The organism is Pyxidicoccus caerfyrddinensis (genome assembly GCF_010894405.1).
Classification (GTDB): domain Bacteria; phylum Myxococcota; class Myxococcia; order Myxococcales; family Myxococcaceae; genus Myxococcus; species Myxococcus caerfyrddinensis.
This window is the reverse complement of record NZ_JAAIYA010000010.1, coordinates 389705-413774: the sequence shown is the minus strand read 5'-3', so window position 1 is coordinate 413774 and position 24070 is coordinate 389705. Positions and strand designations below refer to the sequence as shown.

Annotated in this window: 21 protein-coding genes; 12 read left to right on the top strand and 9 right to left on the bottom strand. The window is 71.1% G+C overall.

The window, feature by feature from the left end; all coding sequences use genetic code 11:
* The first annotated feature begins 94 nt into the window (after positions 1 to 94).
* Positions 95 to 832, top strand: coding sequence for an alpha/beta hydrolase (locus G4D86_RS25680; protein ID WP_163996656.1), 738 nt, complete (start codon positions 95 to 97; stop codon positions 830 to 832).
* A 13-nt stretch (positions 833 to 845) separates the two neighbouring features.
* Here the strand turns inward: G4D86_RS25680 and G4D86_RS25675 are convergent, their stop codons facing one another.
* A complete protein-coding gene (locus tag G4D86_RS25675; RefSeq protein ID WP_163996655.1) occupies positions 846 to 1535 on the bottom strand; it encodes an acetoacetate decarboxylase family protein in 690 nt (229 codons plus the stop codon).
* Between the two features lie 136 nt (positions 1536 to 1671).
* Positions 1672 to 4581, bottom strand: coding sequence for a carboxypeptidase regulatory-like domain-containing protein (locus G4D86_RS25670; RefSeq protein ID WP_163996654.1), 2910 nt, complete (start codon positions 4579 to 4581; stop codon positions 1672 to 1674).
* Between the two features lie 147 nt (positions 4582 to 4728).
* On the opposite strand from G4D86_RS25670, the gene G4D86_RS25665 reads away from it, so the two are divergent.
* The 5 genes from G4D86_RS25665 (at position 4729) to G4D86_RS25645 (ending at position 9536) form a co-directional block, all read left to right on the top strand.
* A complete protein-coding gene (locus tag G4D86_RS25665; RefSeq protein WP_163996653.1) occupies positions 4729 to 5307 on the top strand; it encodes a winged helix-turn-helix domain-containing protein in 579 nt (192 codons plus the stop codon).
* Positions 5304 to 6080, top strand: coding sequence for an SRPBCC family protein (locus G4D86_RS25660; protein ID WP_163996652.1), 777 nt, complete (start codon positions 5304 to 5306; stop codon positions 6078 to 6080). The genes G4D86_RS25665 and G4D86_RS25660 overlap by 4 nt, the downstream gene beginning before the upstream one ends.
* 66 nt (positions 6081 to 6146) lie before the next feature.
* Complete coding sequence (locus G4D86_RS25655) at positions 6147 to 7118, top strand: Rieske 2Fe-2S domain-containing protein (protein ID WP_163996651.1); 972 nt, start codon at positions 6147 to 6149, stop codon at positions 7116 to 7118.
* A complete protein-coding gene (locus tag G4D86_RS25650) occupies positions 7102 to 8022 on the top strand; it encodes a fatty acid desaturase (protein ID WP_163996650.1) in 921 nt (306 codons plus the stop codon). The genes G4D86_RS25655 and G4D86_RS25650 overlap by 17 nt, the downstream gene beginning before the upstream one ends.
* Positions 8019 to 9536 (top strand): phosphatase PAP2 family protein, encoded by a 1518-nt coding sequence (locus G4D86_RS25645; protein ID WP_163996649.1) that lies wholly within the window; start codon positions 8019 to 8021, stop codon positions 9534 to 9536. The genes G4D86_RS25650 and G4D86_RS25645 overlap by 4 nt, the downstream gene beginning before the upstream one ends.
* Here G4D86_RS25645 and G4D86_RS25640 read toward each other — a convergent pair.
* Both G4D86_RS25640 and G4D86_RS25635 read right to left on the bottom strand, forming a co-directional pair.
* Complete coding sequence (locus G4D86_RS25640; protein ID WP_163996648.1) at positions 9499 to 10119, bottom strand: SgcJ/EcaC family oxidoreductase; 621 nt, start codon at positions 10117 to 10119, stop codon at positions 9499 to 9501. The two genes, G4D86_RS25645 and G4D86_RS25640, sit on opposite strands and share 38 nt — an antisense overlap.
* A 75-nt stretch (positions 10120 to 10194) precedes the next feature.
* On the bottom strand, positions 10195 to 10983 hold the full coding sequence (locus tag G4D86_RS25635; RefSeq protein ID WP_163996647.1) for a hypothetical protein: 789 nt from the start codon (positions 10981 to 10983) through the stop codon (positions 10195 to 10197).
* A gap of 166 nt (positions 10984 to 11149) precedes the next feature.
* On the opposite strand from G4D86_RS25635, the gene G4D86_RS25630 reads away from it, so the two are divergent.
* The 3 genes from G4D86_RS25630 to G4D86_RS25620 all read left to right on the top strand — a co-directional run bounded on the left by G4D86_RS25630 (position 11150) and on the right by G4D86_RS25620 (position 16915).
* Complete coding sequence (locus G4D86_RS25630) at positions 11150 to 14119, top strand: chemotaxis protein CheB (RefSeq protein ID WP_163996646.1); 2970 nt, start codon at positions 11150 to 11152, stop codon at positions 14117 to 14119.
* An 86-nt stretch (positions 14120 to 14205) separates the two neighbouring features.
* Positions 14206 to 15873, top strand: coding sequence for a hybrid sensor histidine kinase/response regulator (locus tag G4D86_RS25625; protein ID WP_163996645.1), 1668 nt, complete (start codon positions 14206 to 14208; stop codon positions 15871 to 15873).
* Between the two features lie 97 nt (positions 15874 to 15970).
* Positions 15971 to 16915: a patatin-like phospholipase family protein gene (locus G4D86_RS25620; protein ID WP_163996644.1), complete on the top strand. Its 945-nt coding sequence runs from the start codon at positions 15971 to 15973 to the stop codon at positions 16913 to 16915.
* A 9-nt stretch (positions 16916 to 16924) separates the two neighbouring features.
* Here G4D86_RS25620 and G4D86_RS25615 read toward each other — a convergent pair whose 3' ends face one another.
* The 3 genes from G4D86_RS25615 to G4D86_RS25605 form a co-directional block, all read right to left on the bottom strand.
* Complete coding sequence (locus tag G4D86_RS25615; protein WP_163996643.1) at positions 16925 to 17932, bottom strand: SMP-30/gluconolactonase/LRE family protein; 1008 nt, start codon at positions 17930 to 17932, stop codon at positions 16925 to 16927.
* A 94-nt stretch (positions 17933 to 18026) separates the two neighbouring features.
* Complete coding sequence (locus tag G4D86_RS25610; protein ID WP_163996642.1) at positions 18027 to 18860, bottom strand: helix-turn-helix transcriptional regulator; 834 nt, start codon at positions 18858 to 18860, stop codon at positions 18027 to 18029.
* A gap of 64 nt (positions 18861 to 18924) precedes the next feature.
* Entirely contained in the window at positions 18925 to 19710 is a 786-nt protein-coding gene (locus G4D86_RS25605; RefSeq protein ID WP_205519728.1) for an endonuclease/exonuclease/phosphatase family protein, read from the bottom strand.
* A 262-nt stretch (positions 19711 to 19972) separates the two neighbouring features.
* Between G4D86_RS25605 and G4D86_RS25600 the strand changes: the two genes are divergently transcribed.
* Positions 19973 to 20776, top strand: a complete 804-nt coding sequence (locus G4D86_RS25600) for a hypothetical protein (protein WP_163996641.1) — start codon at positions 19973 to 19975, stop codon at positions 20774 to 20776.
* Between the two features lie 21 nt (positions 20777 to 20797).
* Here G4D86_RS25600 and G4D86_RS25595 read toward each other — a convergent pair whose 3' ends face one another.
* On the bottom strand, positions 20798 to 21448 hold the full coding sequence (locus G4D86_RS25595; protein ID WP_163996640.1) for an NADPH-dependent F420 reductase: 651 nt from the start codon (positions 21446 to 21448) through the stop codon (positions 20798 to 20800).
* Between the two features lie 106 nt (positions 21449 to 21554).
* Here G4D86_RS25595 and G4D86_RS25590 point away from each other — a divergent pair, with 106 nt between their 5' ends.
* Complete coding sequence (locus tag G4D86_RS25590) at positions 21555 to 22457, top strand: LysR family transcriptional regulator (protein ID WP_163996639.1); 903 nt, start codon at positions 21555 to 21557, stop codon at positions 22455 to 22457.
* Between the two features lie 49 nt (positions 22458 to 22506).
* Here the strand turns inward: G4D86_RS25590 and G4D86_RS25585 are convergent, their stop codons facing one another.
* Positions 22507 to 23214 (bottom strand): TVP38/TMEM64 family protein, encoded by a 708-nt coding sequence (locus tag G4D86_RS25585; protein ID WP_240360468.1) that lies wholly within the window; start codon positions 23212 to 23214, stop codon positions 22507 to 22509.
* Positions 23215 to 23594: 380 nt separating this feature from the next.
* Here G4D86_RS25585 and G4D86_RS25580 point away from each other — a divergent pair, with 380 nt between their 5' ends.
* Positions 23595 to 24056 carry a general stress protein gene (locus G4D86_RS25580; RefSeq protein ID WP_163996638.1) on the top strand — a complete coding sequence of 154 codons (462 nt, stop codon included), beginning with the start codon at positions 23595 to 23597 and terminating at the stop codon, positions 24054 to 24056.
* Positions 24057 to 24070: the final 14 nt, after the last annotated feature.

Genomic DNA, 24070 nt, shown 5'->3' with positions numbered 1-24070 from the left:
GCGCTCGCGGTGCGCGGCGTCCACCTGACAACGCTCGCGGCCCGCGGGGTGTTGCCGGGTGGATGGGACGTGCGGGCGGAGGCAGACTGCCTCCGTGCACTTCCACACGCATGAGCTCTCCCTGGCGGGCGCGCCCGCCCTGGCCGTCCACGTGGACTCGCGCGAGGAGGCGCTGCGCCGGGGCGCGGTGCTCTTCTTCCATGGCCTCGGTGTGTCGAAGGAGGTGAACACGGCGGAGCTGTCCGCCTTCGCCGCGCGGGGGCTCTACGCGGTGGGCGTGGATGCGGTGGGGCACGGCGCGCGGCGCTACCCGGACTTCGATGCGCGCTTCAGCTACGCCGACACCCACCGCCGGGAAGAGGAGTTCCTGACCGTGGTCCGCGAGAGCGCGCGAGAGGTGCCGGCCCTCCTGGATGCCCTGGTGGGGCAGGGCGCAGCGCCCGAGCGGCTGGGCATCTGCGGCGTCTCCCTGGGCGGCTTCATCACCTACGCGGCCGTGCTGGAGGACCGTCGCCTGGCGGCCGCCGCGCCGCTGCTCGGGTCGCCCGAGTGGAATCTGCCGCTGCCGGAGAGCCCGCACCTGCACGCCGAGCGCTTCTTCCCGGTGGCCCTGTTCAGCCAGAACGCGGGCGCGGACGAGCTGGTGCCCGCCGAGCGCGCCAGGAACTTCCACGCACGGCTGGCGCCGCTCTACGCGACGATGCCGGGACGGCTGAGGCACCGGGAGTTCCCCGGCGCCCGTCACATGATGCCGCTCCAGGACTGGGAGGAGGCCATCCGCGGCGCGGTGGAGTGGATGGCCCGGTTCGTCTCCGGCGCGAGCGTGTCGTGAGAGAACGGCGCGGCTACTTCGCCTTCAGCTCGTACTCGCCGCCCGGGTAGACGAACGAATCCTTGGGCGAATACCAGCACCAGGCCTCCACCTTGCGCAGCGAGCTCTCCGGGCGCAGGGCGTACACCGGGTGGTCCGGCGCGAGGAACTCCAGGGACAGCAGCTCGAAGCCGGCGGCGATGTCCCCGACGTAGGGGTAGTGGCCGGCCATCAGCCTGTTCCGCACCTGCGTCACGTACATGAGCTGACCGCGCGCCACCGAGGCGACCTGCGCGCCCACGCGCGCCACCGTGCGGATGATGGGGATGCCGTCCACGCGCGTCGTCGCCACCAGCTTCCCGTCCTCCAGGTCCAACGTGGTGGAGCCCGTGGACGCGGGGACGCCGCGCTCGCTCACGTAGTCGCGCACCGTCTGCGAGGAGTTGAGGTAGTGCGTGAAGAAGCGGCCCGGCGTCACGCCGTCCGGCGCATGGTGGCCTTCGAGGTCCAGTCCCATGTACGTCAGCGAGTACGCGCCAAAGCCCGACGTCTGGTCCGCCGAGTCCACGACGTACTGGTTCATGAAGAGGGCGCGGTTGGCCGCGGGCGACAGGCCCTTCGGCAGCAGCGCGGCGGCGGCCTTCGGGTCGGCGGGAATCCAGCTCGAATAGAGCATGCGGCTGTTGGTGACGAGCTGCGGCGCGGCGAGGGTGTTGGCGGACATGACGGCTCCTGTGACGTGGCGCCGCCAGCGGCCCGTTCCGGGCCTCAGCGGCCGGGTGAATTCCCCTTCACCTCATTCGGAGCGAGCCACACGGACTGGTTGTCCGTCCATCGTCCCGCGGGCGCGGTGCGGCGCGTTACAGGGCGCGGGTGAGGGTGACGGGGTACGTGCGTCCCTCGCGGAAGATGACGAGCGTGGCCGGGCTGCCCGGTGCGCCCAGCTCGCGCAGGCGGGCCTCTCCCGCGTCGAGCACCGAGGCTCCGTCAATGGACCGCACCACGTCACCCACGCGCAACGACGCCGCCGGGCCACCCTCCGCGAGCCAGCTCACCGTGACGTCGTCACCGCTCATGCCGAAGTAGAGCCCCAGGCGCCCGGGCTCCACGCGGCCGGGCCCCATGCGCCAGTCCCCGAGGTCCACCGCCTTGCCGGACACGAGCGTCACCTGCCGGTCCGCGAGCTGTCCGCGACGCCCCCAGGCGATGACGCGGTGGGGGCCCGGCGCGAGGTCCTCCACCCGGAAGCGGCCATCCGCTCCCGCCGTCGGAGAGAAGACGCCGTCCACGTCCACGAACCCGCCCGCGAGCGGCGCGCCCGAGACGTCCACCAGCCGGCCCGAAAGGGCGCCTCCTGCCTCCACGACGACGTCCACCTGCGTGGAGCCGTCAGCGGTGACGGTGGCCTCCGCCTTGCCGGCGCGGCCATCCGGAAGCGTGGCGGTGAGGGCCACCTTCCCGGCCAGCATGTCCTCGACGACGAACCGCTCCCCCGCGAAGTCCAGCTCCTGTCGGGTGAGGAAGTCGTCGTCGGTGCGCAGGGACGTCACCACCAGCCGGAAGCCCTCGACGGCGCGGCCTCCCGCCGAGCGCACGGTGCCCGTCAGCCGACCGCCCGCGACGAGCTGGAGCGTGACGGCCGTGCTCGACGACGGCACCGAGGGCAGGTCTCCCCGCCGCCCGCCGTTGGTGGCCCAGAAGCGCACGGAGGGACTTCCCACCGCATCCGCCACCATCGTCACCTGGCCGGAGGCGTCGGTGGTGTCCTCCAGCAGCACCTCGTTCTTGCCCGGCTCGCTGCCCATCACCGTGGCGGTGACGCTGGGCGCGCCGTTGGGCTCGAGCACCGTGACGACGATGGGGCGGCTCGCCTCGCGCACCTCCAGGTCCACGTGCTTCGAGCCGCCGGTCTCCAGCTCCACCACCTTCTCCTGGTCGCCGTTCTGGTTGCCGGTGTCCGTCATCCACGCGGTGAGCCGGTAGCGGCCCGCGCGCACCTTCATCGACCACGCGCCGTCGGGCGTGGCCGCGACCTTCAAGGACTCGGAGTAGGGCGCGCCGACGCGCAGCGCGGAGACGGTGACGGGCCTGGGCGGCACGCGGCCTCCCTGGAGCCGGACGGTGCCTTCGAGCTGCCCCTCTTCCTGGAGCTGGATGCGGACCCGGCTCGTCTCGCCCGCGGTGACCTTCACCATCTCCCGGCCGTTCGTCTCGCTGCCGGGGCGTCGGGCCGCGACGAAGATGTCTCCAGGTGGGAGCCCTTCGAGGACGAAGGCGCCCTGGGCGTCCGTCACCGTCTCGAGCGCGCCCTCCAGCGGCGCCATCCGCCAGCGCGACTCGGGCGTGACGTGGATGCCCGCCAGCGGCTTCTCCGCGGCGTCCACCACCGTGCCCTCGATGCGCCCGTGGGCCTCCAGCTCGGCGACGAGGTCGAAGCGCTGGCCGTCCAGCACGCTGACGCCGCTGCGCGTCCACTTCTTGAAGCCCCGGGCCCGCACCGTCACCGCGTACATCCCCGGCGCGAGCGCGCCCGCCTCGAACCGGCCATCCGCTTCGGAGACGGCGCTGGCGACCTCGGTCGGGTCGACATCGAAGCTGAAGGTGAGTGCGCCCGGTGCGACGGAGATGCTCGCTCCGCTGATGGGTTCGCCCGTGCCCTTGCGCCGGACGACTCCGACGAGCGAGGCCTGGGAGCCCAGGCGGATGCGCACGTCGCGGACCGTCATGCCCGCGCCCACGGTGATGCGCGCGGAGGACGCACCGGTCAGCTCTCCCTGGCGCGCGGCGACCTGGTACACGCCCGGCGGCACGTCGAGCGAGAACGCGCCTCCCTCGCTCGTGTCGGTCTCCACTGCGTTTCCCGTGCCCGATGCGATGACACGTGCCCCTGGAGCGGGCTTGCCGTCGGGCAATTCGACGAAGCCCTCGATGAAGGCCGAGCCCTCCAGCTCCACGGTGAGCCCCGTGGTGGGCACGTGCACGCGTCCGAGTCGCTTGGGTGCATGCCCCGGGGCGCGGGCGTCCAGTTGGTACTCGCCGGGTGACAGGCCTTGGAGGCGGAAGGCGCCGCGCCCATCGCTGGTGGTGGTGTAGCGCTCCTCTTCCGGCACCGACGCACCCGCCGAGAGGGTAGCGGGCAGCACGAGGCCATCGGCGGATGTGCGAGGCGTCAGTGTGACTTCCGCGAGCGGAACGGGCGTCCGTGAGCCTCGCTCCACCGTGATGCCTTCGAGGATGCCGCCCGCGTCGAGCGTGAGCCGCACCGAGGTCGTGGCTTCACCGCGCGGGCGCGTGACGTAGGCGCGTGCCCTGGCGAGGCCTTCCGCCTGGGCCGTGACGAGGTAGTTGCCCGGCCGCGCGGGCAGCGCGACGACGCCCGCTGCGTCGGTGACGCCGCTGCCGGCGACGAACCAGCCGGGCTTCCCCACGCCGGAGCCACCGAGCCCTCGGAAGTAGAGCGTCACGCGTGCGCCGGGGCGTGGGCCCGAGGCGGTGTGGACCTCGACGCGCAGGAGGCCTTCCTCCTCGCGCATCGGCTCGTCGACGTCGGGGGTTCCACCCGCGGCACTGTTATTGGACGCCGCACCCTGCGGATTCACGGCCTCCATCCCGCTCGGCGAGGACGCGTCGCGAGGGGAGGCCGCCGACGTGGACGCGGCGGTATCCTGGGACGGAGTCGGCCCGGCGTCTTCCGACCTGCCGACCCACCAGAGCCCGCCCACCACGAGCACTCCGAGCACAGCCACCAGCACGAGCGCCTGTCGCTTCATTCCGTCTCCTGGAGCCAGCCTGTTCGCGATTGCGCAGGACAGCAGGGCGGCTCGGCAGGTTCCAGCCCGGTGCCGACAAACCTGATTGGCCACCGACAAACTTTCTTTGTCTTGACCGGGAAAGTTTGTCGGAGCTAGAAGGCGGGCATGGCGAAGGACAGCAGCGCGGCGAAGGCCCGGCCCATGCGGGCGCGCATCCTGGAGCGGCTCGCGACGCCCATCACGGCGGCGGCGCTCGCGCGTGAGCTGGACACCTCGCGGCAGAAGGTCGGGTACCACCTGCGCGAATTGGAGCAGCAGGGCCTGGTCGAGCTGGTCGAGGAGCGCCGCAAGGGCAACGTGGTGGAGCGGCTGGTGAAGGCCAGCTCGCGCGCCTACCTCGTGTCCGCCGAGGCCCTGGCCTCGCTGGCCCCGGACCCCGCCGCCGCGGTGGACCGCTTCTCTTCCGCGTACCTCATCGCCGTCGCGGCGCGGAGCGTGCGCGAGGTGGCCTCCCTGCGCGAGCGCGCGCAGGCGGCGGGCAAGACGCTGCCGACTTTTTCCCTGCAGGCCGACGTGCGCTTCCCCAACGCGAAGGCGCGACATGCCTTCGCGGAGGAGCTGGCGGAGACCGTCGGCCGGCTCGTCGCGCGCTACCACGACGACAGGGCCGAGGGAGGGCGCCACTACCGCCTCTTCCTCGGCGTGCACCCCGCAGCAGCACCCGAGAAGGAGAACCCCGAGTGAGCCAGGACAAGCCGCGCAGTCTCGAGAAGCAGGTGAAGATCAACGCCCCTCGCGATGCCGTCTGGCGCGCCATCACCGAGGCGGACCAGATCAAGCGCTGGTTCGCGCTCGACGTGAAGGTGACGCCAGGCGTCGGCGGTTCCGTGTGGCTGAGCTGGCCCGGCATGGCGAGTGAGAGTCGCATCGAAGTCTGGGAGCCGGGGAAGCGCTTCCAGACGCGGAGCCCCGAGCGGCCTCAAGTCGCCACCGACTGGTATGTCGAAGGCGAGGGCGGGGAGACGACGCTGCGCCTCGTCCACTCGGGCTTTGGCGAGGGCGCGGACTGGGATGCCGAGTACGACGCGCTGGACCGCGGCTGGTCGGTGTTCTTCCAGAACCTCAAGCACATGCTGGAGCGGCACCCGGGCACCCCCGGGCAGCAGGTGATGGTGCCCGTGCCGGTGGGGAGCGTGACCCTGGACCAGGCGTGGCAGCGGCTGTTGGGGCCGGGCGTGCTCGGCCTGGAGCGCACCGGTGAGCGGACCTTCCGGGCCCGCGCCGTCACGGGCGAGGCGCTGGAAGGGGAGGTGGACCTGTGGATGCCTCCGCGCGCGCTCGGCATCACCGTGAAGAACTGGAACGACGCGCGCATCACCGTGGACCTCAACGGCTGCGATGGCGAGGTGAGCGCCTGGATCTGCCTGCTCACCTGGGGGCTGGACGCGCCCGCCGTCGAGGCGCTCCGGGCCCGGTGGCAGCCCCGGCTGGAAGGAATGTTCCTTCCGGCGGCGTGAGCGCGCGGTGACAGACGGTGTGCGGACGGGTGGCGACCGGGCCGTACCGTCCGTTAGCCTCGCGGCATGGCGGTGAATGTCGCGGCGTGGGCGGACCCGGTCCGTCAACCCGAGCCGGGCCGGCTCCGGGCGTGGCACCTCGTGTGCCCGTCCGAGTCGCTCCGGCGCGGACAGGTGATGGGCTTCAGCCTCGGCGGCAGGGAGCTGGTGCTCTTCCGGGGGCAGGGCGGCGGCGTGCACACGCTGTCCGCGCACTGCGCTCACATGGGCACGCACCTCGCGGGTGGCACCGTCGTCGGTGACTGCCTGCGCTGCCCGCTGCACCACTGGCGCTTCGACGGCAGCGGCGCCTGTCAGTCAGATGTGGGCGGCAGGCCCGGGCAGCGGCCGTTCCCCGTGGTGGAGCGGTACGGCGCCATCCTCGTCTTCAACGGCCCCGTGGTCCTCTGTCCTCCGCCGGAGGTGGGTGACGCGAGCCTGTCCTGGCGCACCGGACGCGAAGTCACCGTGCGCTGTGACTGGCTGCCGCTGGTGGCCAACTCGTTCGACATCGAGCACCTGCGCACCGTGCACCACCGCGAGCTGCGGGATGCGCCCGTCGTCGAACGGCCGGACCCATTCACGTTGCGCCTGCGCTACACGTCGCGCGTCACCGGCACCGGGGCCAGTGACTGGCTGATGAAGACGCTGTCCGGCAATCACATCCGCGTCACCATCACCGTGCATGGCGGGACGCTGCTCTCCGTGGAGAGCGACCTCGGGCGGACGCGGAGTGCCCTCGTCGCCGGCATCCGGAAGACCGACGCGGGCATGGCCGTGCGGCTGGCCTTCGCCGCGCGCCGGGGCCGCATTCCGGGCATGGAGCGGCTGTCGCTCGCGGTGTCCCGGTGGCTCTTCACGTCGTTCCTGCGCAGGGACTTGTCCGTGCTCCACGGCATGCGCTTCAACCCGGCCGGCGCCGCGGAGGACCCGATTCTGCGCCAGTTGATGTCCTTCACCGCCAGCCTGCCCGAGGACCGCGATGACGAGCGAGGGTAGGGACACGCCCATCCCGGCCACCCTCAACATCGTGCTCCTGGCCGCCGCGATGACCGCGTGCGCCGGGTGCCTCTGGCTGGCCGCTCATGCGGACACGTGGGCCGTGCGACTGGCGGCGGCGGCGGTGTTCTCGTTCGTGAACAACACCGTCTTCTCGCTGCTGCACGAGGCGACGCATGCCGTGCTGCACCCGTCGCGACGCGTGAATGATGGGCTGGGGCGCGTGGCGGCGACGCTGTTTCCCACGTCCTTCACCATGCAGCGCGCCTTCCACCTCAACCACCACCGCCACAACCGGACGCGGCTGGAGCAGTTCGACTACTTCCGGCCCGGGGACAACCGGTTGCTCAAGCGCGCGCAGTGGTACTCCATCCTCAGTGGCCTCTACTGGCTCTTCGTGCCGGTGGGCGCGGTGGCCTTCGCCCTCGTTCCCGGACTGCTGCACCGGCTTCGCGGCACGGGTACGCGCTATGGGGAGCAGACGGGCGCGGATGCGTACCTGGGGCGACTGGAGGACGCTCCGGGGGCGGCCATCCGGTGGGAGGTGCTGCTGGCAGTGGCGGTGCAGGCGGGGCTCGCGGTGGCGCTGGACCTGTCCGTGACGGGCTGGGCGCTGTGCTACGCGGCCTTCGCCGTCAACTGGAGCGGGTTGCAGTACGCGGACCATGCGTGGTCTCCGCTGCACGTGCGCGATGGGGCGTGGGATTTGCGCGTGGCCGCGCCCGTGCGCTGGCTGTTCCTCAACTACCACTACCACCGCGCGCATCATCGACACCCGCACGTGCCATGGCTCCATCTGGGGCGCTTCGTGGATTCGGGCGCTCCCCGGCCGTCGTTCCTGCGCGTCTGGTTGTCGATGTGGCGTGGGCCCCGGCCGCTGCCCGCCACCGTGGAGGAGCGATGACCGGACGTCCCGCGTTGTTCGGTCTGCCCCGGCGCGAGGAGCTGCTGCTCACGGGCTCACTCGCGCTCGGCTTCGCGCTGTTCTTCCTCGCCGTGTACGGCGGCGCGAGCTGGGTGACGGGCTTCTACTCCGGCGGCCTCCGCGTGGACCTGCCCTTCGAGCGGCACATCCCGTTCGTTCCCGCGTGGGCGGCGGTCTACGTGAGCATGGACGTGCTGCTGCTGCTGTCCCTGTTCGTCTTCCGCACGTGGAAGGACATGGTGCCCTTCGCGCTCGCGCTCTGCGCGGAGACGGTGGTGGGCGCGGTGGGTTTCCTCGTGCTGCCCGTGGAGGTCGCCTGGCCCTCGCGCGTCGTGCAGGGCGGCTGGGCCGACATCTTCTTCGTGGCCGACACGATGAACCTGGAGCGCAACTACCTGCCGTCGCTCCACGTCGCCTTCGCCTGCACGGCCGCGCTGGCGTACGCGGAGCGCTCGGGCGGGTGGGCACGGGCGCTGTTCGGGCTGTGGGCCACGGCCATTGCCGCGTCCACGCTGCTCATCCACGAGCACCACCTGGTGGACGTGGTGGCGGGCGCGCTGCTCGCCTGGGGCACGTGGCGGTTCGTCGCGCCCCGGGCTCGCAATGAGGACTTCCTGGCCGCGCTCCGCGTGGAGGCGCTCTGTGCCCGCGAGCTGTTCCGCTTCTCCCGCAGGCACCTGCGTTATGCGCTGATTGGTCTGGCGCTCTATCGCTACTCGCTGGGCCGCTTCAGGCGCCAGGCCCGCGTGGCCCGGGTGGGGTTCTGCTTCCTCCAACTCGTGGACGACGTGCTCGACGGAGACCGGGCCGTGGAGGGCGAGCCGCTCGACTGGGTGGATGCGCTGCTCGCGGAGCTGGAAGCGGGGCGCACGCAGGACACGGGGTCTGCGGCCACGCTCGGGCGCGTGTTGCTCGCCAGCCTGGAGGCCCCGGAGGCGCGGGCCCACGTCTTCGCGCTCATGCGCACCATGCGCAAAGACAGGGAGCGGGTGCGCGAGCGGCGGTGGCTGTCCGCGGAGGTGCTGCTCGCGCAGCACCGGGACACGTTCCGCCTGTCGGTGGACCTGATGCTGCATGTGGCCGGGGCCGACGTGCGCGCCTCGGACGTGCCTTCGCTCATCGACGCATTCGGGTGGTGCTCCACCCTGCGCGACCTGCGCGAGGACCTGGCGGCGGGGCTCTACAACGTGCCGGCCGAGGTGGCGGATGAAGTGAGGGCAGGGGACGCAGACCCGGGTGACTACGACGCCCTGCTGAACTCGAACGCGGGGCGGGCCTGGGTCGTCACGGAGTACGCCCGCGCTCGCGTGCTGTTGGAGCGCTCCGCAGAGGAGCTGTCCGCCCTCGAAGGGCGCACCGGGACGCCGCTGCTGCGGCTGTTCCACCGCTCCATCGAGGGCTTCCGGGCGAGGCGGCTGCCGCGCCGCCTGCCGTTCCTCCGCGAGCCGGCCGGTGTCAGGCCTTTGCCTTCGGGCGTCGCGTCCGGCCGATGACGAAGCCGGCCAGGAGCGCGGCGAGCGTCGCGACGGAGATGAAGATGGCCCCGTAGTACTTCAGCTTCGCGAGCAGCGGGTTGTCGAACACGTTGGTGGAGTAGTGGAAGGCGGCAATCAGCCACTGGTCGCCCTGGCGCACCAGGGTGCACGTCCACCGGCTGTCGATGACGATGTCCGTGCCGTCCGTGAGCACGTAGTGGTCCTTCGACGAGCCCCACGCGACGCCCGTGTTGCCGTAGAGGTGGGTGAGGTCATCCACCTCGAACTTCGCGTTGAGCTTCTCCACGACGCGGTTCGGCCCGCGCATCATCTCGTCGTAGTAGGCGCGGATGGCGTCCTTGCCCACGCGCACGTCGTTGTTCATGGTGGTGAACACGACGTCCGGGGTCAGGTGCTTCAGCAGCCGGTCCACGTCCTGCGTGTTGAGCGCGTCCTCCATCTCCTGCTTGAGGGCGCGCAGCGCGTTGTGCGTCGCCTCCATGTCCGCCGGAGCGCCGCCCGGCGCGGCCTCCTGGGCCCACACGGGCGCCGCGAGCAACGAGAGCAGCACCGCCACCACACCGCCGAGGGTCCGCGTCATGAGGCCTCCAGAGAGGGGCCGGAGCATCGTCGAAGCGGAGCGCCGGAGGAAGCCCTACCACGTCGCGGGAAGCCGCTACCCGCGCAGGCCTGGAGACGTCTTGGTGCGGTTGCTCGTGCGCAGGGCGCGCAGCGTGGACATCAGCGCGTAGGCATTGGGAATGCGGCCCAGGTCCACCCAGCTGCCGCTGCGCCGCTGCACCCGCGCCTGCCCGTCGATGGCGCGCACCTGCGCAATCTCCGCCAGCGGCAGGAGCTCGCCGCGGACCGACAGCCCCTGCGCCGTGAGGAGGACCTCCTCGCCGAACGCCACCGGCTGACCGTCGCGCAGCTGCGCGTCATGGCGCAGGGTGAGCACCGCGTCGACGCGGTCCAGCGACTTCTCCGCGAGGGAGAAGAAGCCGAGCAGCCGGGGCTGCAACGTGATGGCGTCTCCGTCCTGGCCGTACAGCGTCAGCGACGTCAGGGACGGCCCCCTGGAGAAGCGATGCTTGCCGTTGTCCGCCAGCCGCGACCAGATGGACTGGAGCACCTTGCCGCCCGCGTGGGGATTCTCCAACAGGTCCACCTTGTACTGGGTGACCTGCTCCCAGGGCAGTCGCACCTCGCCGTCCCGCTTGTGGTGGACGAGGCCGTCCGCGTGCAGCTCCACCCACTCCTGCCGGAAGCGCACGAGCACGGCGAAGAAGCCTCCCCACACAACGGCGGCCACCCCCACCGAGACGATGACCTCGAGCCGCGTCGAGGGAGTCCGGAACGTCATGAAGGCGTAGACCGCCGAAAGGGCGAGGAAGAAGAAAAAGGCCCCCACGACGACCCAGGGGGAGTTGCGGTGGATGCTCAGCGGCGAACGCGCGGACTTCATTGGGCGCGCACGCTAGCCGTCGCAGAGGTTTCCGACCAGCAGCCGTGAGTGCGGGGGCCGGGTTACACGGCACACCGTTCCGCCCGTGGTCCGCCCGGGGCTTGCCGTATGCTGCGCGCCGGAAGGTCGCGAGGCCTCGCCGGAACCCGCCTCCCGGAGCGCCCGTTTGAGCACGCGGAAACCCGCGAAGAAGAAAAAGGCCCGTACCCCGGCCGCCGCGCCGTCACGCTCGCGTCGCCCGAGGCCCGCCCCCATCGTGCCCGTGGTGGGCATTGGCGCCTCCGCCGGTGGACTGGAGGCCTTCAGCGAGCTGCTGCTGTTCCTGCCCGAGCGGACGGGGATGGCCTTCGTGCTCGTGCAGCACCTGTCCCCCGAGCACGAGAGCAACCTGGCGTCGCTCCTGGCGCGCTCGACCCCGATGCCCGTCGTCGAGGCGAGTGACGGCCAGCGGCTCCAGCCCGACCACGTCTACGTCATCCCCCCGGGGGTGCTCCCCACGCTCCAGGGCGGCGTGCTGCGCTTCGTGGCCCGCCCGCGCGGGCCGGGGCTGCCCCGGGTCATCGACCACTTCCTGACCTCGCTCGCGGGCGAGCTGGGGCCCCGCGCCGTGGGGGTCGTCCTCTCCGGGACGGGCTCGGATGGCACCCGGGGGCTGATGGCCATCCAGGCCGCCGGGGGCGCCACCCTCGCGCAGGCGCCCGGCTCCGCCCGCTTCCCCGGCATGCCCCAGAGTGCCGCCTCCGAGGGCGCCGTCGGCCGCGAGCTGCCGCTGAAGGAGCTCGCCCGGGCGCTCGCCTTCCTGGGGCCCCATTCCCACCCGGCGCCTGCTCCCTCGTCCGATGAGCCGGACTTCGCGAGCGAGCCCGAGGCCATGGCGCGCATCTTCCAGCTGCTGAAGGCCGCCGGCGGCGTGGACTTCTCCCAGTACAAGCCCACCACCATCTACCGCCGCCTCGCCCGGCGGATGCTCCATTGCCGGGTGGCGGGGCTCGCCGCCTACGTCACCTGGCTGGAGGCGCACCCCGCGGAGCTGGATGCGCTCCGGCACGACCTGCTCATCCACGTCACGAGCTTCTTCCGAGACCCCGAGACGTTCGACGCGCTCGAGCGCGACGTCATCCCCGAGCTGCTCCGTGGGCGCGACGCCACCACGCCGCTGCGCATCTGGGTGCCCGGCTGCGCCACCGGAGAGGAGGCGTACTCGGTCGCCATCTGCTTCCTGGAGGCGCTCGCCACCGACTCCTCGTCGCCGGGGCTCCACGTGTTCGCCACCGACCTGAGCGAGGCCGCCATCGAGAAAGCGCGCGCCGGCTTCTACCCGGGCTCCATCGCCGACCACGTCTCGCCCGAGCGCCTCCGCCGCTTCTTCGTCAAGGTGGACGGGGGCTACCAGGTGTCCAAGCAGGTGCGCGGCCTGTGCATCTTCGCGAGGCAGGACCTGGTGGGCAACCCGCCCTTCTCGCGACTGGACCTCATCAGCTGCCGCAATGTCTTCATCTACCTGGGCCCGGCGCTGCAGCGGAAGGTGCTGACCACGCTCCACTACGCGCTCAACCCGCGCGGCTTCCTGCTGCTCGGGTCGTCGGAGTCGGTGGGCCCCGCGTCCGACCTGTTCTCCCTCTACGACAAGCGGCACAAGTTCTACCGGAAGAAGGGCATCGCGCCCCGCTCGGGCTTCTTCCTGCCGCGCGTGGAGGCGCCGCACCACCGGCACGCCGAGGCGCTGCCTTCCGAGCTGGCGGTGGCGGCGCCAGACCCGCAGCGAGAGGCCGACCGCATCGTGCTCGCCCAGTACGGGCCGCCCGGCGTCATCGTCAACGACGCGCTGGAGATCATGAACTTCCGCGGCCACACCGGCGCCTACCTCGAGCCGATGCCCGGCGCGGCGAGCCTCCAGCTCCTGAAGATGGCGCGCGAGGACCTGTCACTGGAGCTGCGCGCCGCGGTGAGGCAGGCGAAGCGGCAGGGCACCCGCGTGCGCCGCGAGCGCGTCCGCTTGCGCGAGGGACGGAGCGAGCGGCGCATCAACATCGACGTGCGCCCGCTGCGGGCATCCTCCAGCCCCCACGAGCGCTACTTTCTCATCCTCTTCGAGGAGGTGCTCGAGGCGCCCTCCACCCCGGTGGCCCTGCGCGTCCGGAGCGTGAAGGGCCGCGCCGCCCCGGAGGAGGTGCGGGCGCTGCGCGAGGAGCTGGCCACCACGCGCGAGCACCTGCAGGCCTTGCTGGACGACCAGGAGACCGCGCACGAGGAGCTGCGGGTCGCCAACGAGGAGTCCCAGTCCACCAACGAGGAGCTGCAGAGCACCAACGAGGAGCTGGAGACTGCCAAGGAGGAGCTCCAGGCCACCAACGAGGAGCTGACCACCGTCAACGAGGAGCTGGAGAGCCGCAACCAGGAGCTGAGCCTGGTCAACAGCGACCTCAACAACCTGCTGGGCAGCACCCACATCGCCACCGTCATGGTGGGCAGTGATTTGCGCATCCGCCGCTTCACGCCCATGGCGGAGTCGCTGCTGAAGCTGTCACCGGGCGACACGGGGCGGCCCCTGATGGACGTCCACTCTCCGCTGCTGCCCGCGGACCTGGGGCCCGTCATCACCCAGGTGACGGAGTCGCTCACCACCATCGAGCGCGACGTCCAGGCCGCCGATGGACGCTGGTTCCAGATCCGGGTTCGCCCCTACAAGACGGTGGACAGCCGCATCGAGGGCGCGGTGATGACGGTGCTGGACGTGGACCGGCTCAAGCGCAGCCTGGACGACGCCCGGCAGGCGAGGGAGCTGGCGCAGGCCATCCTGGACACGCTGCGCGAGCCGTTCCTCCTCCTGGACGGCTCGCTGCGCGTGTCCTTCGCCAACCCCGCCTTCTACCAGTCGTTCCAGGTGACGCGGGAGCAGACCGAGGGTCACCGGGTCTACGAGCTCGGCAACGGCCAGTGGAACATCCCCCGGCTTCGCGAGCTGCTGGAGGACATCCTCCCTCGGGACCTGCGGCTGCGGGACTTCCCCGTGGAGCACACCTTCGAGAGCATCGGGACGCGGCGGATGCTCCTCAACGCCCGGAGGCTCGCCGGCGAGGCCTCGCACCCGGGGCGCATCCTGCTGTCCATCGAGGATGTCACCGGCAGGACGTAGCGCGGGCGGCTGATTGCCGGGGGGCATGGTCCCCCGGGGCAGGGCAGGGTACACCCGTAGTCGTTGCACCTGTCCTGGGGGGGTGGATGAGCCACTTCGCACTGATGTCGAAGGCCGAGCTTGTCCGCGCGATGGAGCAATTGGAGCCGGTCCTGGTCGCCCGGGATGAGCTGGCCGCCACGGTGCAGGACCTGCAACGCCACCAGATAGAGCTGGAGATGCAGAACCGCGCGCTGCGTGAGGCGCAGCAGGCGCTGGAGCAGTCCCACCACCGCTACGTGGACCTCTATGACTTCGCCCCGGTGGCGTACCTCACGCTGGATGCGCGGGCCTGCATCCAGGAGGTGAATCTCACGGCGGCGGAGCTGTTGAATCAGGATCGCCCACGGCTCGTGGGCCAGCCCTTCGTGCCCTTCGTCGAGAGCGCGGACACGGGCCGCTTCCTCCAGCACGTGCGCCGCTGCGTGGCGGAGGGCGGCGTCGGGAGCCTGGAGCTGAAGCTGCGCATCGCGGGGAGGCGGGCGGAGGTCCGGCTGCACACCGCGCCCTTTCCGAGCGGAGCGCCACAGGGCGGCCAGGTGTGCCGGGTGGCGATGGTCGACATCACCGAGCTGCGGGAGACGCAAGCGCGGCTGGCGCTCGCCGAGCGGCTGGCCTCGCTGGGAACGCTGGCGGCCGGGGTGGCGCACGAGCTGAACAACCCGCTGGCGTTCATCGCCCAGTGTCTGGAGCTGGCCCGGCTCCGGGTGGGGGAGGGCGTCGTGGGGGCCGCCAGGAGCGAGGTGCAGAACCTGCTGGTGGACGCGGCGGTGGGCACCGAGCAGTTGCGCACCATCGTGCGGGATCTGCACACCTTCGCCCGCGCGGAGGAGGAGCACCGCGAGCACGTGGACGTGCGCGAGGTGCTGGGGCGCTCCATCCGGATGGCCCACGGGGAGATCCGCCACCGCGCGAAGCTCGTGCGGGACGAGGCGAGCGTGTCCCCGGTGCTGGCCAACGAGGGGCGACTGGGGCAGGTGTTCCTCAACCTGCTGGTGAACGCGGCGCGCGCGATTCCGGAGGGCCGCGCGGACCAGCACGAAGTCCGCGTCGTCACCCGGAACGAGGGGAGCTGGGTGGTGGTGGAGGTCAGCGACACCGGCCAGGGCATCCCCCCTGAGCGGCTGGGTCGCATCTTCGACCCGTTCTTCACCACCCAGCCGGAAGGTCAGGGGCTGGGGTTGGGGCTCAGCATCAGCCAGAGTCTGGTGACTCGCATGGGCGGTGAGCTCTCGGTGGAGAGCGAGCTGGGACGGGGCAGCCTCTTCCGTGTCCGGATTCCCGCGGCGCCCGCCGGGTCCTCATCGGGGGCCCTGCTCCCGGTGCGTCGGTCCCCGCGCAAGCCCACCCGCCGGGGGCGCATCCTCATCGTGGATGATGAGCCGAAGCTGGCGCTGACGCTGGGGATGTTGCTCGAGGAAGAGCACAACGTGACGCGCACCCTGCAGGCCCGGGAGGCGCTGGAGCTCATCCACGCCGGGCCACTCTTCGATGCCATCCTCTGCGACCTGATGATGCCGGAGATGACGGGCGAGCAGCTCTTCGAGGCCGTGCTCGCCGCCCATCCGGAACAGGCGCGCAGGATGATCTTCATGACGGGCGGGGCCTTCACCCCGGGCGCCCGTCACTTCCTGGAGCACGTGAAGAACCCGCGGCTCATCAAGCCGTTCCGAGTGGACGAGCTGGAGGCGACGCTCGCGCTGATGGTGGGCTGAGCTCTGGCGCGCGGTGGACACACGGCCGCGCCCGGGGGCGATTTCCCCGCCAGCGCCTCGCGCCTATCCCTTCTCCACTCGGAGGTGTGACATGGCCATGACGGACCGTCCCGCAACGCTGGTGCTCTCAGGTGGTGGCGCGAAGGGCGCCTTCCAGGTGGGGGCCGAGCGCGTCCTGCGCGAGGTGCATGGCTTCCAGTGGGAGCGCGTCTTCGGCGTCTCCGTCGGCGCGCTCAACGCCACGCTGGTGGCGCAGCAGGCCTACAAGGAGCTGAACGACATCTGGCTCAACATCCGCGAGTCGGACGTGTACCGGCGGTTCCCCTGGGCCGTCATCGCCATCCGCATCGGGCTGCTGCGCAAGCTGGGGCTGTACGACGGCACGCCGCTGCGGGACTTCATCCTGAAGAACGCCACGGGTCGCCCCTACGCGGTGCCGGCGCACGTGGGCCGCGTGTCGCTGACGTCCGGGATGTACGAGCTGGTCTCCAGTGACGCGAAGGACTTCCTGGAGGCCGTGTGGCAGAGCGCCACCATGCCCGTCATCTGGGAGCCCGTCGGCTCCGCCTACCTCGTCGACGGCGGCCTGCGCAACGTCACGCCGCTGGGAGACGCGCTGGAGTACGGCCCGACGGAGATCGTCGTCATCTCCTGCTCCTCGCAGAAGGTTGAACCGGTGAAGGCCCCGGGCAACATCCTCGACGTGGCCGTGCGTGCCCTCACCGACATCACCATCAGCGAGATCCTCCTCAACGACGTGGAGACCTTCGTCCGCATCAACGACATCGTCCGCCAGGCGTACGACGAGGGCGTGTCGCTGCGCCGTCCCGACGGCACGCCCTACCGGTACTGCCGTATCACCGTCATCGAGCCGGCGAAGCCGCTGGGGAACACGCTCGACTTCTCGCCGGAGATGATTCGCATGCGCATGCGGCACGGCGAGGAGATGGCCCGCTCCGCCATGCAGCCCACGGGCGTGGGCCCGGGCGAGAGCCTGCCGCAGCAGCCGGGGCCGTACTCGGTGCCCCCGCTGCATGCGTAGCCGCCCCCGTTACTGCTTCGGCAGGGACACGCGGCGGACGTAGAAGGGCAGCGTCAGCGGCGGCGGGTTGGCGCTGGTGAGGTGCGTCAGCTGGCTCTCGGAGACCCAGGCGCTGCCCTCGGCCAGCTCCACGGAGGTGGGGTCCTTGAGCCCTTCCAGGAGCTTCGTCACCGTGCCGCGTCCGTCCGCCGACAGGGCGATGCGCGACACGGCCGTGGCGTACTGCTCGGACACCACGAGCCCCGCCGACGCGGAGTACTTCAGCCCGTCCGGCCCCACCAGCGGCCGGTCCAGCGTCACCTCCTGCACCGTGCCCGCGGCGCCGCCCGTGCCGATGGGGATGCGGAACAGCTTCCCGTCCGCCGTCTTCACCGCGAAGAGCGTGGACGCCCCGTCATACGTGAGCCCGTTGAGGCCGAACTGGCCCTGCGGCCCGTAGAAGGCGTCGGAGCGCGCCCAGACCTCCGCCGAGTTGTCGGTGTCCAGCTTCCCCGCAGGCACGCGGACGATGCGCCCGAGGAAGCTGTCCGTCGCGTAGAGGTTGCCTGCCTTGTCCTGCGCAATCTCGTTGCAGAAGCCGGAGCCCGCGCCCTCCTGCGCGGGGAAGACGTGCCGGTGGACGGCCTGTCCCGTGGACAGGCTCACGGCGATGAGCTCCGGCGCGTTGGAGGTGCCGAAGACGTTGCTGCACAGCCACAGGTACTGCTTGTCCTCCTGCACGTGCAGGCCCACGGTGCCGGTGACGATGGAGCGCGGGGCGACGAACTCCTCCGCCTCGCTCCTACCCGGACGGATGCGGACAATCTGGCCCGTCATCAGGCTGCCCACGTAGAGGGTGTTGTCCGCGCTGGCGGCGATGCCCTCCGGGTAGAAGTCATTGCCCGGCAGCGCAATCTCCGTCACCCCGTCGCGCGACGGCGTGGGCTGGGGCTCCTCTTCTTCCGAGCACCCGAGGACTCCTCCACACGCCAGGATGCACAGCGCACTGCCCAGGATGCTCACACTCGATGCCTTCATGGTCTTCCTCCGCGTTCATGAGCGAACGGGAGGCAAGGTGTCAGCGGGGGCGCGGGCGTTATTGAAGAATCTTGCTGCCTCGTTTTCGCGAGGCTCAGGCGCCCCGTGCGTAGGCCCGGGGCGTCAGGCCATACGAGTCCTTGAAGGTGCGCGCGAAGTGGGCCTGGTCGGCGAAGCCCAATTCGTACGCCACCTCGCCCGCGGGCGCGCCCTGGCGCAACAGGGGCAGGGCGCGCGCGAGACGGAGCCGCTGCACGTACGTGTGCGGCGGCAGGCCCGTCTCTCGCGCGAAGACTCGTGCCAGGTGGTACTTGCTCAGTCCCACCGCGCCGGACAGGTCCTCCAGCAACACGCGCTCGTTGGCGTGGGCGTGCAGGTACTCGCGGGCGCGGCGCACGGCCCGCGCCTCCAGGCCCACGGGGTAGAGCACGGCCTCTCCGTCATGCAGCACGAAGAGGTCCACCAGGGCCTCCACCAACCACGTCTCCCGTTCGAGCGCGGACGCGCCCTCGCCGAGGCGTTGGTGGAAGCGCAGGAAGCTGTGCGCGGCGCGGGCGTCCTCCAGGGCCGTGACTTCGGAGGGCAGCCGCACGGGGCGGCGGGAGAGGCCCTCCAGCGCCCGGGTGACGACGTGGGGCTCCAGGTGCAGGCTGCGCAGCGTGGGCAAGTGACGCGGGTCCGCGGAGGCCGCGTGCGGCGCTCCGGGCGGGACGAAGAAGAGGGCCCCGTGCGAGCCCGCGCCCTGCGTGTACAGGCGCGAGTCCGTCTCCGTGGTGACGACGCCGGCCTCCAGGAGCCCAATCTCCCAGACGGGGTGGTGGTGCATGTCCGCGGCGAAGCGGCGACCGTGGATGAAGAAGCGCTCGATGCCCGGGGGCCGGGCGTGGGGACTGTCGGGCGTCTCGTAGGCGCAGTCGGGCTGGGACATGGCGGTCGCCCCTCGGATGTTCTCCGGCCCTGCGCGTTTCCACCAGGGGGCCACGCCCAATGCCTCAAGGTGCGAAGTCGAAGAGGGCCCCGAGCGCGAAATGGTCAGAGCCCCCCGGGTCCAGGACCCGTGAGCCGGACAGGGCGAGCCCTCGCCCGAGGATGTGGTCGATTTCCGGGTCGCCGAAGAACATCGTGTCCGTCGCGGGCCAGGTTGCGCCGCAGCTCGCGTCCGGTCCGTCGCAGGCATGGGTGAAGCCCGCGCTGGCAAAGGCCTTCATTGCCGGGCCCCCGCGCCCCTCGTTCATGTCCCCGAGCAGCAGCAGCGGGGTCTTCTCCTTCGCATAGCGGTCCACCAGCGCCTTGCTCTGTCTGTCGCCCAGGTCCGCGTTCTCCGGCAGGGACTCAAGCAGGTCATCATCCTTCGCGTGCCGCGCGTCCCGTTCCCTCAGGTGGACACACACCACCTTGAGCCGGCGCCCGTTCACGAGCACATCCGCTTCCATGGCTGGCATCCGATGGGGCCGCTGAGGAAAGACCGCCGTGCGCAACAGCCGGTGCCGGGTGGCGATGCCCACGCCCCAGGTGTCTCTCTGGGGCACGAAGCGCCGTTGCGAGTACTCCTTGCCCAGCCTCCGCTCGAAGGCCCATGCGAAGCGGGGTGTCAGCTCTTGCAGGCAGAGGATGTCCGGCTTCGCCGCTTCGATGACGTCCACGGACTTCTCCACTCCCTCGAACGAGGAAGTGCTGAGGACGTTGTGCGTCATGGCCTTGAAGGGCGGCGGAGTGGAAGCAGGCCCGCTGCCACAGGCGACGAAGAGCAGGAGCGCCGCGAGACGCGGGATTCGCATGGGGCCTGTTGGTCTGCAAGGGAGGGACCCGAAGACTCCGAGGTCCTGCGCGCATTGGCGGAGATGGACCGGGACTCCGTCATGGCAACCGACCTCTGTGGTCAGGAGGAAGCGGCCCGTGGCCTTCAGGACGCGGCATGTGGCCAGAGGAACGCAGTGAGCGGACGCCCCCCGCGTGAGGCCCGGCGTTGTGCGGTGGTGGGGCGCCGTTCGTAGAATGGGGCGGTGCGCCGCTCAGGGCGCGAGAGGTCAGCCCACGGTCATGCGTTCCTCGTCCGACGCCATGCGCGGAAGTCAGGTCTCCCAGCACGAGAACACCTCCGAGCCCGAGAGCACGGGGCTGATGGACCTCATCACCTCGCTCGCCCGTGAGGCGTCGACGGCGCCGGACCTGCGCCGGCCCGGCATGGCCGGGGCCATCAATGCGCTCATCGCGCGGCTGCCCTCGGAGGCAGGGACGGAAGAGACCGCGGCCGGGCTCCAGCGACTGATGGAGGCTGGGGACCTGGATGGGCTCGTGGACGAGGAGGGGCTGCCGGCCAGCATCGCGGCCACGCAGACCCTGCTGAGCCTGGGCTACCCCGAGGCCCTGCGCGTGCCTCCGGAGCGGCTGGAGGCCGTGCGCCGGTGGGAGCACCGGACCCTGCCCGTGCCGTGGTTGGCCATGGCCGTCACGCTCTTCTTCGCGGCCGTGTTCCAGCTCGCCTTCTACACGATGGGGTACGTGCCTGATCAGGCTTGGTTCCCCTTCGGCTCCGTGGATGTCCCGCCGGGATTCGAGCCCACTCCGCTCGTGGGAGGGTTGGACTGGTTCCGGTTCAAGGGGCCCATCCTCATGTACCTGGGCATGTTGCTGGCCAACGGCTTCGGCTGGCTTGCGGCCGTCACGGTGGGCCGGATGCCCTCATTCCGCCCATGGGTCCGCCGTGGTTTCGCGGGAGTCGCGGCGCTGGGGCTGCTGCTGGGCGTCCTGCAGTACGCGGCGGGCTACCCGGGAGCTGGGTGGGGCGCCTTCGCTTCCGCGGCCGGAGCGCTGGCCGCGGGGTGGATGTTGCGCAACCCGTGAAGGTGAAGCCGACGCCCGGCCTCAGGCCCGGACGATCTGCACGTTGAACTCGAACGTGCCGAGCGACTGGTAGAGCCGGAGCCACATCAGCATGTGTCCCTCGGTGGCGCGCGCCGCGGTGATGTCGCCCAGGTCGACGACGCGCTTCCAACCGAAGCCCTCCGTGAGCAGCTGCGTCACCTGCTTCTTCGCCCCGGCGTCGTTGCCGGCGACGAAGATGTCCGTCGGCGCGGACAGCTTCGCCGGATTCACCATGACGGTGGCGGTGACGGTGTTGAGGCTCTTGACCACCTTCACGTCCGGAAAGGCGCGCTGGAGCTGCTCGCCCAGCGAGTCCGTGTTGGAGACGGAGAGCGTGGGCGGGAAGCCCTTGGAGAAGTCGAGCGGGTTGGACACGTCCACCAGCACCTTGCCGGCCAGGTTCTTCTCTCCCGCCAGCTTCAGCGCCTCCAGCGAGGCCGTGCCGGCGGTGCAGTTGAAGACCAGCTCCGCGAAGGCCGCCGCGTCCGCGAAGGTGCCCTGCGATGCGCGGCCCCCGGCCTTCTTCGTCCACGCCACCGCCTTCTCGTGGTTCGCCGTGCGCGAGCCCATGCGCACCTCGTGGCCCAGCTCCACCAGCTTGCTGCCCAGCGTGTCGCCGACGATGCCCGTGCCCAGGATGGCAATCTTCATGAGGTCCTCCTGCTTCGTGGTTGGCGGCAACCTAACCGTCAACCCGGCGCGCATCGAGCACGCGGGGGTTGAACCATCATCAACTTCAAGTTGACAATCCGGCCCCATGGACCTGTTCGCGGGCGTCCTCCCATTCCTCCACGTGGCCGAGGAGCGCAGCTTCCGGAAGGCGGCGGCGCGGCTCGGCGTCACCACGGCGGCGGTGAGCAAGGCGGTGCGCCGGCTGGAGGAGGACGTGGGCGCGAGGCTGCTGGAGCGCACGTCCCGGCAGGTGGCCCTCACGCCCGAGGGCGCGGAGTTCCTCGAGCGCGCTCGCGAGGCGGTGGCGCAGGTGAGGGCGGCGAGGGAGACGGTGGCCCGGACGCAGCAGGCCCCCCGGGGGCCGCTCACGGTGACGCTGACGCACATCCTCGCGCCGGTGGTGCTGCCCCGGCTCGCGAGGCTCCAGGCCCGCTACCCACAGCTCACGCTCCACGTCCGCCTGGATGATCGCTTCAGCCGCATGGTGGACGAGCACATCGACGTGGCCATCCGCGTGGGGGAGCTGGAGGACTCCAGCCTCGTGGCGCGGCGGCTGTTGTCCACGCGCTGGGTGACGCTGGCCGCGCCCGCGCACCTCGCGCGCCATGGCACCCCCGCGCATCCGGAGGATCTGGCGCACCACCCGTGCCTGAAGTTCGTGGATCCGCGCGGCCTGGCGCGCGAGTGGGTCTTCCGCCGCGCGCCCGGAGGCCCGTCGGAAGCGGTGCGCACGCGGCCGGCCATGGACGTGAATCACGGCCCCGCGCTGCTGGACCTCGCCGCGGCGGGAGCCGGCCTGTGCCAGGTGCTGGACTTCATGCTCGACGAGCGCGCGCGCGACGGGCGGCTGGTGGAGGTGCTCGCGGAGCACTCCGCCGAGGGCCCTCCCGTCCATGCGCTGTGCCTCCCCGGGAGGCAGTCCGTGCCGCGGGTGCAGGCGCTCCTGCAGCTGCTGTCGGAGGAGCTGCGACCCGGGGGCCGCGCGTAGTCGGGAACCTTTCAGCCGCCAGGCGCGTCCAACGAGATGAGCCGGGGCTCTACCAGGTGGCGGGTACGCCATCCTGCTTCGCATGCCCCGGGCGCACCGGTGTCCCGGGACTCTCGTCCTGGGCAGCCTCCGACGCGGCGTGGGCCGGCGCGTCCGGGTCCTCCTCCGGCGCGTCGTTGATTTCCTTGTAGAAGCGCCTGCCGATGAACACTCCGAGCACCAGCGACACCACCAGCCCCACCGCCGAGACGGCCGTCATCACCGTGCGGCCCTGCGCCAGTCCGCTGCCGAACTGCGCGGTGAGGAAGGTGCCGGGAATGGTCCCCAGCATGACGCCGGCAATCAGGGGCCACAGCCGCGCGCCGCTGGCCGCCGCCGCCACCAGCATGACGTCCGTGGGGCACAGCGGGTTGATGCACGCCATCAGCGCGAAGAGGAAGTCGTGGCGCCTCGCGGCCCGCACCAGCGCCGGATATTTGCCGCCGGCCAGGCGCTTCATCGGCCGGGTGCCCAGCTTGCGCGCCACCCCGAAGAGCAACATGGCAGACAGGAAGCTGCCCGTTAGTGAATAGAGGGTCGCTGCGAGCGTCCCGAACATCATCCCGCCCACCGCGGTCAGGAGCTGACCGGGTAGCAGCGTCACCGGGCGGATCGCGAGGAAGGCGACGTAGGCCAGGGGAGCTGCGTCGCCGAACGGCTCCAGGACGGAGGCGATGCGCTTCTGGTCGATGAAGTCCGGCCCGAGGAGCCGGAGCATCACCAGGCCTCCCACCGAGACGAGCATCGGTGCCAGGACCCGAAGCCAACTCTTCGCCGACTGCGCCACGCCGTGCCTCCCCCGCGGCCCGATCGCCGGACGCGCCGTTGGCAGAAGGTGGAGGGTGGGTCGGGAATCGGCAATGTGCAGTGGGGTGTTTCCAACAATGAAGCGTCCTGCCGGGCGGGCCAACGCCCGGCACGAATGCTCGGCAGGCGTATGCAACCGCTCGAAATCATTCGGGTTTTTGTGTGGTGTGTGAGGCGCGAACGGCTGGCGGTGTACGGAGCTTGCTTGCATCGGGGCGCTTCCGTCCCAAGGTTTCAGGCAAGGGGCACCGAGGCGCGGGTCGGGTGGCAGTCACGAGAGGAGATGGCGATATGTCGGACAAGGACAACAAGGGCAGCATGACGGTGGCCGAGGCAGGGCGTAAGGGCGGCGAGACTGTCCGCAACGAGCGAGGCCGGGAGTTCTACGAGACCATCGGTCGCAAGGGCGGCGCGACGGTCAAGGCCGAGCGGGGCCGCTCCTTCTACGAGGAGATCGGCCGCAAGGGCGGCGAGACGGTCAAGGCCGAGCGCGGCGCGAAGTTCTACGAGGAGATCGGCAAGAAGGGTGGTGACCGCGTCAAGGCCACCCGCGGGCCGAACTTCTACGAGGAGATCGGCCGCAAGGGCGGGCAGAAGGTGAAGAAGCTCATCGAAGAGGGCAAGCGCGCGGCTCGCGCCGCGATGGCTGCCGCCCCCGGCGGTGAGGGCCAGGCCCCGCAGGAAGGCGCGGCTCCCGCGGCGCCGACTCCTCCGGCTTCGGAGCCGGCCGGTCAGGGCCAAGGCAACGAGTAGCGTGGCGTCAGGCG